We start from the raw sequence: 7,791 nt of genomic DNA, 5'->3' as shown, positions 1-7,791 counted from the left end.
TGTCAGTCTTAATAAGAAGTATGCAACCGGACATGATATAACTCGTGACAGCAACTTGGATGAGTACAAATTCAACATACATTGAGAATGAATGCGATCGCTATCAGGCGGTTGCTTTTTGTTTCAGATAATTTTTGTTTAACATAAATAGAAGGATGCCAATCTAAACATTTGTGCAACTTGCAAATGTTAGTGTCTTGGTGTCAGTTATTGAATCTATTTCGGTCTAGTATATTTCTATCCCCAGGAACTTGTGATATGACATACGATTATGATTTGTTCGTTATTGGTGCGGGTTCTGGAGGATTAGCAGCTTCTAAACGTGCTGCCAGTTACGGCGCAAAAGTGGCGATCGCTGAAAACGATTTAGTGGGTGGAACCTGTGTAATTCGCGGTTGTGTACCCAAAAAACTCATGGTTTATGGTTCCCATTTCCCGGCATTATTCCGCGAAGCGGCTGGTTACGGTTGGCAAGTTGGCGCTGCTACGTTAAATTGGGAACACTTTATTACTTCCATTGATCAGGAAGTTCGCAGACTCTCACAGTTGCATATTAGCTTTTTAGAAAAAGCCGGAGTCGAACTCATTTCTGGCAAAGGCAAATTATTAGACCCCCACACTGTCGAAGTTGGAGACAAAAAATATACCGCCAATAAAATTTTAATTGCTGTTGGTGGTCGTCCTATTAAACCGCAAATGCCAGGTTTTGAACATGGTATTACCTCGAACGAAATCTTTCATCTTCAAAAACAACCCAAACACATTGTCATTATTGGTGCAGGTTATATCGGGACTGAGTTCGCCTGCATTATGCGTGGGTTGGGCAGCGAAGTTACCCAAATTACCCGTGGAGACAAAATCTTAAAGGGCTTCGATGATGATATTCGCGACAATATCGAAGCTGGAATGAACAACCACGGCATCAACATGATTAAGCATAATATTGTTAAACAAGTGGAGAAAGTGCCCGAAGGATTGAAATTAACTTTATCCGACGAAACTCAACAGCCACTAATTGCCGATACATTCTTAATCGCCACAGGACGCGCCCCCAACGTTGATGGACTCGGCTTAGAAAATGCCGGAGTTGAGCTAGTTTCCGGCTCCATTGAAGGACCTGGTTATACTGGCATGAAAGCGATCGCAGTTAATGAACGTAGCCAAACTAGTCAAGAAAATATCTATGCCGTTGGTGATGTTACGGATAGAATTAATCTGACACCAGTGGCGATCGGTGAAGGGAGAGCATTTGCAGACAGTGAATTTGGCAATAACCAACGTCTATTTAGTCACGAAACCGTAGCCACCGCCATCTTTTCCTCACCCGAAGCCGCAACTGTAGGCTTAACAGAAGCCGAAGCCAGAGAAAAATATGGGGATGCCGTTAAAATCTTCAAAACCAAATTCCGCCCCATGTACTATGTGCTACCCGGTGTCGAAGAAAAAACAATGATGAAATTAGTCGTTGACGGCAACACCGATAGAGTCTTAGGCGCACACATGGTAGGAGACAACGCCGCCGAAATTATTCAAGGAATTGCGATCGCAGTTAAAATGGGCGCAACCAAAAAAGACTTCGATGCCACCGTTGGTATTCATCCCAGCGCCGCCGAAGAATTTGTGACGATGCGATGAAATAAGATAGTTGCTAATTGAACAACTTTCAATACGGTTCGGTTAAACAAAAATGGCTCTGAGCGGTTAGCTTTTAGCTATTGGCTTTTAGAATCAATAGCGTATAGATGCTCCCAGTCTTATTCTTATTCTTTTCCTCCTAACCGAACCGTATTGACATAACTTTCCCCTATGAAATACATCTACCTGCACGGTTTTGCTTCCAGTCCCAATTCTGTCAAATCCAGAGAAATCCAATCTTATTTCCAGCAACTGCAAATCGATATCACAATTCCCGATTTGAATGCCGGGGATTTTTCCCACCTAACAATTACCCGCCAATATCATCAAGTAATTGCCGAAATTTCCGCCCCCAATGAGCCAGATAAAACCCCCGTAACATTGATTGGTTCCAGCTTAGGCGGTTTAACATCAGCACACATAGCTGAAAACTACCCTCAAGTACAACGCCTCGTTCTCCTTGCACCCGCATTTGGTTTTTTATCCCATTGGTTAACCAAACTAGGTGATGACAAAATTCAAAAATGGCAGCAAGAAAAATACTTGATGGTTTATCACTACCGGGAACAAGCAGAATTACCCCTACATTACAATTTCATTACAGATGCAGCCCAGTACACCGAAGACAAACTAAAGCGCCCAATTCCAACTTTAATCCTGCACGGAATCCACGATGAAGTCATTCCTGTGTCCGCAAGTCGTAATTTTGCCAATCAGCGTCCGTGGGTGGAATTAGTTGAATTAGAAAGTGATCACGCATTAGGGAATGTAATCGATGAAATTGAGCAAGCAATTTCACGCTTTTGTCAAATACCCTAAAACTGTATAATATTCGATTCTTGGTTATTCATTAATGGGTCATTTATGCTTGTGTACTTATAGAAACTCATGACCAAGTAACCAATCCCAAATCCATAGACGCGCAAGCGACTTCTCCTAGAGTAATCCCAAATCCTTCATGCTTCCCTATATTCGCCAAGACTTAGCCCAATTTAGCGCCTACAAACCCCATCCAGGTAGCGACTCAGATGTCCCTGTAGCAACCCAGTTCGACAGATTAGATACAAATGAAAGTCCTTACGATTTACCCCATGAGTTAAAGCAAAAGCTAGCTTGGACGTATCAAGAACTCATCGAAACAAATCGTTATCCTGACGGCGGACATGAAGAATTAAAACAGGCGATCGCTGATTATGTCAACGAATCTGCACATATTACATCCTCAACTTTCACTTCTGAGAATATCTCTATTGGCAACGGTTCCGATGAATTAATTCGTTCCCTTCTAATTGCTAGCTGTCTTGGTGGTAATGGTTCGATTTTGGTGGCATCTCCCACTTTCTCGATGTACGCTATTTTGGCGCAAACATTAGGAATTAATGTAGTTACGGTAGGTAGAAGTGAAGAAAACTTTGCCATTGATTTAAAAGCCGCCCAATCTGCCCTAGAAAGTCCTCAAAACCCTGCCATCCGAGCAATTTTTGTTGTCCATCCCAATTCACCTACCGCCAATGCTTTAACGGATGCTGAAATTGCTTGGTTAAAAAGCTTACCAGAACATCTTTTAGTCATCATTGACGAAGCCTATTTTGAATTTAGCCAAAATACCCTCGTTACCGAAATCCAGCAACATCCCAACTGGGTAATCATGCGGACTTTTTCTAAAGCTTTCAGACTAGCGGCAATGCGTGTAGGTTATTGTATTGCCCATCCCGAATTAATCACTGTTCTGGAAAAAGTTCGCTTACCTTACAATCTCCCCAGTTTCTCACTAGCTGCGGCATTACTTGCCATCCAAAATCGTCAACTTTTATTAGACACCATACCTCAAACTCTAGAGGAACGAAACAATTTACAAACGATTCTTGCCCAACAACCTCAGCTAAAAGTATGGCATAGCGCCGCCAACTTTATTTATTTAAGACCGCGAATTATCAATACCTCAATTGAAATTGAGGGCTATTTAAGTAAACTTACCGAAGAACTAAAAGCAAATGGTACTTTGGTACGCCACACTGGTGGAGGTTTAAGAATCACTGTGGGTAGTCCAGAAGAAAACACCCGCACATTGAAGAGAATACAGGCAGTTTTAGCACAGCTTAATTCTGACTAATTGATCTGGAATATTTCTGAAATATTGAAGAGATTTAGATATTTAATAGTTGTATTTACTATCTACATGACTACCCAAACGACGCACAATCGCAGCTGTTTGCGGTAATACCCCAACTAGATGTGCAAATGCCTCGTCAGGTAAACGACTTACCAGTTCTGGCGGGAAGTATTGCTCAAACTGATCCAAAATCTTTTGAACTCGCTGAGTGGCAATTGGATTCTCTGTAATTTGTTTAATTAGGCGAATCCATTGCCTTCTAATTAAATAAGATTTTTGGCGTTCATCGTGAGTTTCTGGAGTCAATAATGATAGACTTCCAATCGCTAAAGCCCCTACACAATCGCGATCGTAATCACCACCAACCGCAGCCCCGGGACCAGCAAATTCAGCATGATAACGCTTGAATAGTATCAAGCCATTACGCCTGCGACTATTGACTACAAAAACTTTTCCATCATTCAGCATTGCCATGAGATCGGGACCATAGGAATGTTCCGCTCCATCCGGCGTGACGAGATATTCGAGAAAACTAGTGTCTGGGTAGTAAGTGAATACCATAGTGTGTTGATAGCGATAGTTTGTGACGCTATCCATGTGTTTTGAAATTTGAATTTTTTAGTTACTAGAGTGAGTTTAAGATTGAAACTAAAGCAGAAATATTAAGAAAATATAAAATTCGTTTTTTTATGTTTATCAATTCTTTGCAAACAATTCAAATAAAACTAGCAAAAGCAAAAAATTGATATTGGGAATGGCAAAATTATTGAGTAACATCATTCTATGGGATTTAATTACTTTTGTCTTTAATGGTAGGGTTTTTTGATTAAAGTTTCCATAAAGCTCAGTATTGAGAATACGAAGTTACTGTAAGGAATATTAAAAGCATTTTTCACGTATTTATACTGATGTCAAGTGGATGAATGCTTTGATATACGTCAAAGACCAAAGTTAAAAAATTACTTGGTTTCAATTGTGAATTCTGGAAACGCTTAAATATGAACTTTATTATCTTTAAGTATTGACCTGGTCAAGTGGTTGCTTGATCTATCGCTAGCGATTTCAGAGAATCATCTATTTCATTGATGAAGAAATGTTGGTTTAAATAATTCTCAATTCGCAAATGGGATTACTAATCTGTCGTGTCTGCAAGTCTTTCGCAAGCCTATATTCAAGACTACTGACAACATCCTGGCAATATAAGTTCGCGATCGCCGAAATTTGAGAAAATTCCCCGAATGCAGTTCAACTATATATTCTAGGAATATTCTAGGTGATCGCCTCTGCAATTAGATGTTTGTGTAAGAGAATTTGGCGATCGCGTCTAAAAATAAGCGTATTGAGATTGCTTTCAACTTGATGTACACGGTATCCATGCTTAAAATACAATTGGCGTGCTTGATAATTATTTTCTAGTACATGGAGATAAACATCTTGAAAACCCCATTCTTGAGCCAGTTTTTCACACCCCGCCAGTAACTCAGAAGCAGCACCCTGCCGACGATAATTGGGATGTACAGCTAAATTTGACAAATAAGGAAAGCTTTTCGCTGTCTTTGCCCAACTGTCGTTGAAGCGTACTCCTAATTCCACAGTGCCAGCTAAATTATCACTTGTGGAGCTAGTGTCAACAGCAACCAAACAAAGATGATGTGGGGCTGGAGATGTCAAGCGATGTCTCAAATCTTCATAAATACCCAAGCGTAATAGTGGGAAAGCCCAGCCCCAAAAACCTTTGGAGGAATGAAAGCTATCGGCAATTATTTGGGAAATACTTTGTAAATCCGCAGATGTTGCCGCACGAACCTCAAATCGACAGGATGCGCCAGAGTTCGCGGAAGTATGGGGCTGTTGTTGAGATGGATGGAAAAACCAGGGTTTCAAGGTTAGTTTCGCGTGGTGAACGCAACGAAATCTTTTCAAATATCCTAGAACACCAGTTTACCTATTGGAAAACCCCTATGGACATTAAACATAAAACTTTTTCTAGAAAAAAGCGAAAAAGAGCAGGAAGAAAGGTTAAGGGGTGACAACAGGTTATAAGTGGTGCTTGCTGGACTGTTTCCTTAGTTTCCCTAATGACATTCATTGCGATCGCTAAGTACAGTAGTCATTAACTTAAATTAACTCCATCTAAAGTCATAGCCATATGAGTATTGATTATTCTAGCCAATGTAGTGTCAGACTCGTTTGCTACCATCACCAAAATCTTTGACATTCCCTTTAGCATAATTTCATAGTTGTCAAGTTAGTTACGGCTGTTTGTGTAATACTATACTTCTATCTTTAAATATTCTTATAGTTGTAATATTTCTGACCCCCAAATGACCTTGTTTCATAAAATTTACCTGCGAGTGTTAGTGTTAGGGCTGAAGCGGGAAAACTTAATATGTGGATACAACTCTATAGAGCAATTTGCCCTTGATGTTATACGCGATCGCCCATTTCTAGCCTGGAGGTAAAGCAAAGTTGTGACACAAACCTTCGTGATGCACAACTCAAACAAAGCAGCCATTAAATAGGGGTGTACATCACCAACAAAAATTATCGAGGACGAAGACAAGGCAAACTAAAGTGAAAAAATGCTTTTGGAATCAGCAGTTATTTAGGCAATATGCCTTCTCAGTCAAAATGTTCTGCTACCACCTACACCAAACTCAGTTTCATCCCAACCCCAGCAGTTTATTCTTTATCCAACTGCCTTTGCAGCAGGAAAGCGGTGCATGAAATCCCAAGCAAACAGTAAGCCTAAAATTTTGGTTGTCGATGACGAACCCGACAATCTTGACTTGCTTTACCGCACCTTTTACCGTGACTACAAGGTGTTGAGGGCAACTTCTGGTCCTGCCGCATTGGATTTATTGGCAGATGAAGGAGATGTATCGGTAATCATCTCCGATCAACGAATGCCAATGATGAGCGGTACGGAATTTTTAAGTCTAACAGCTACGCAATATCCAGATATAATTCGGATTATTTTAACTGGCTACACTGATGTCGAAGACTTGGTGGAAGCAATTAATGCTGGTAAAGTATTTAAATACGTTACGAAGCCGTGGGAAGCGGAGGAATTAAAGGCTGTGGTACGCCAAGCTTTGGATACCCACAATGTCCTCAAAGCTAGAACCCGCGAACTGACACGCACGTTGCGTCAAGAGTCTTTATTAAATACGGTTACAAATACTATTCGCAGCGCCCTCGATTATCGACAAATTTTACAAGCAATTGTCGATACTGTCGGTCATATGTTGGAGGTTGATGTCTGTCTGTTACGCCCTTTTTGGGATGGACATTTGGCAGATGAAGGTTTTATTTATCAAAAACCATTAGAAGTTGAAGAAGGGCAAGGAAGTAGAACAGAAGATAACTATAACTCTGCCCCTCCATCCCTCTCAATCCTACCTTCCTCTTCCCTGCTAGCCCAGACAGTATGGGAAACCCGTGATGTGCAAGTGATTAACGATGTCGCTAATGACGATCGCATTCATGGCAATACATCAGAACTATTAGCTCGTTCCCATGCCTTTGTGACGGCAAATATTAATTCGAGTTTGGTAGTACCTTTAATTCTCCGCCAGGAATTAATGGCTGTTTTGGCATTACATCAGTGTCATGATAGTCGGGTTTGGGGCGAAGATGAAGTGAAGTTAGTCATGATGGTGGCAGATCAAGCGGCTTTGGCTCTGTCCCAGGCATATGCCTATGAACAAGTGCGATCGCTTGCTAAACGCGAGGCATTAGTTAACACTATTACTAGTGCAATTCGTTCGAGTTTAAACCAAGAAGAGATTTTTTCGGCGATTACCTACCAACTTGGACAAGCTCTGCAAGTTGATGGCTGTGTACTGTCTCTGTGGACAGAAGAGGATGATTATGTACACTGTGTCGGTTTATACGATAAATCTGAAAATCCCGGTTCTGGAAATGTAAGTCCTGGAAATATAAGTCCTGGAAATATAAGCCCTGGAAATTTCCCTCAAGAACATTTAAGTTCACGAAATTTGGACTCAAAAAACTTAACTATTAAAACTAACCATTCAACT

7 protein-coding genes are annotated in these 7,791 nt (G+C 40.8%); 5 read left to right on the top strand and 2 right to left on the bottom strand.

Annotated elements, in window-relative coordinates; translation table 11 throughout:
• The first annotated feature begins 258 nt into the window (after window positions 1–258).
• From gor to VB733_RS09890, 3 genes are all read left to right on the top strand, one after another.
• Window positions 259–1,635, top strand: coding sequence for a glutathione-disulfide reductase (gor, locus tag VB733_RS09900; RefSeq protein ID WP_323339923.1), 1,377 nt, complete (start codon window positions 259–261; stop codon window positions 1,633–1,635).
• Between the two features lie 171 nt (window positions 1,636–1,806).
• Window positions 1,807–2,454, top strand: coding sequence for a YqiA/YcfP family alpha/beta fold hydrolase (locus tag VB733_RS09895; RefSeq protein WP_323339922.1), 648 nt, complete (start codon window positions 1,807–1,809; stop codon window positions 2,452–2,454).
• Window positions 2,455–2,593: 139 nt separating this feature from the next.
• A complete protein-coding gene (locus tag VB733_RS09890) occupies window positions 2,594–3,748 on the top strand; it encodes a histidinol-phosphate transaminase (RefSeq protein WP_323339921.1) in 1,155 nt (384 codons plus the stop codon).
• A gap of 42 nt (window positions 3,749–3,790) precedes the next feature.
• On the opposite strand, the gene VB733_RS09885 is transcribed toward VB733_RS09890, so the two are convergent.
• Window positions 3,791–4,345 (bottom strand): hypothetical protein, encoded by a 555-nt coding sequence (locus VB733_RS09885; RefSeq protein ID WP_323339920.1) that lies wholly within the window; start codon window positions 4,343–4,345, stop codon window positions 3,791–3,793.
• Between the two features lie 672 nt (window positions 4,346–5,017).
• The gene (locus VB733_RS09880) at window positions 5,018–5,632 is read right to left on the bottom strand and encodes a GNAT family N-acetyltransferase (RefSeq protein ID WP_323339919.1); all 615 of its coding nucleotides are present in this window, start codon (window positions 5,630–5,632) and stop codon (window positions 5,018–5,020) included.
• A 690-nt stretch (window positions 5,633–6,322) separates the two neighbouring features.
• Between VB733_RS09880 and VB733_RS09875 the strand changes: the two genes are divergently transcribed.
• A complete protein-coding gene (locus tag VB733_RS09875) occupies window positions 6,323–6,475 on the top strand; it encodes a hypothetical protein (RefSeq protein ID WP_323339918.1) in 153 nt (50 codons plus the stop codon).
• Window positions 6,472–7,791 (top strand): GAF domain-containing protein (locus tag VB733_RS09870; RefSeq protein ID WP_323339917.1); only part of this gene is annotated, 1,320 nt, incomplete at its 3' end. The genes VB733_RS09875 and VB733_RS09870, both read left to right, overlap by 4 nt.

Source organism: Calothrix sp. UHCC 0171 (assembly GCF_034931845.1).
Classification (GTDB): Bacteria; Cyanobacteriota; Cyanobacteriia; order Cyanobacteriales; family Nostocaceae; genus Brunnivagina.
The sequence above is the reverse complement of the archived record's forward strand: the minus strand, read 5'-3'. Positions and strand labels throughout refer to the sequence as shown.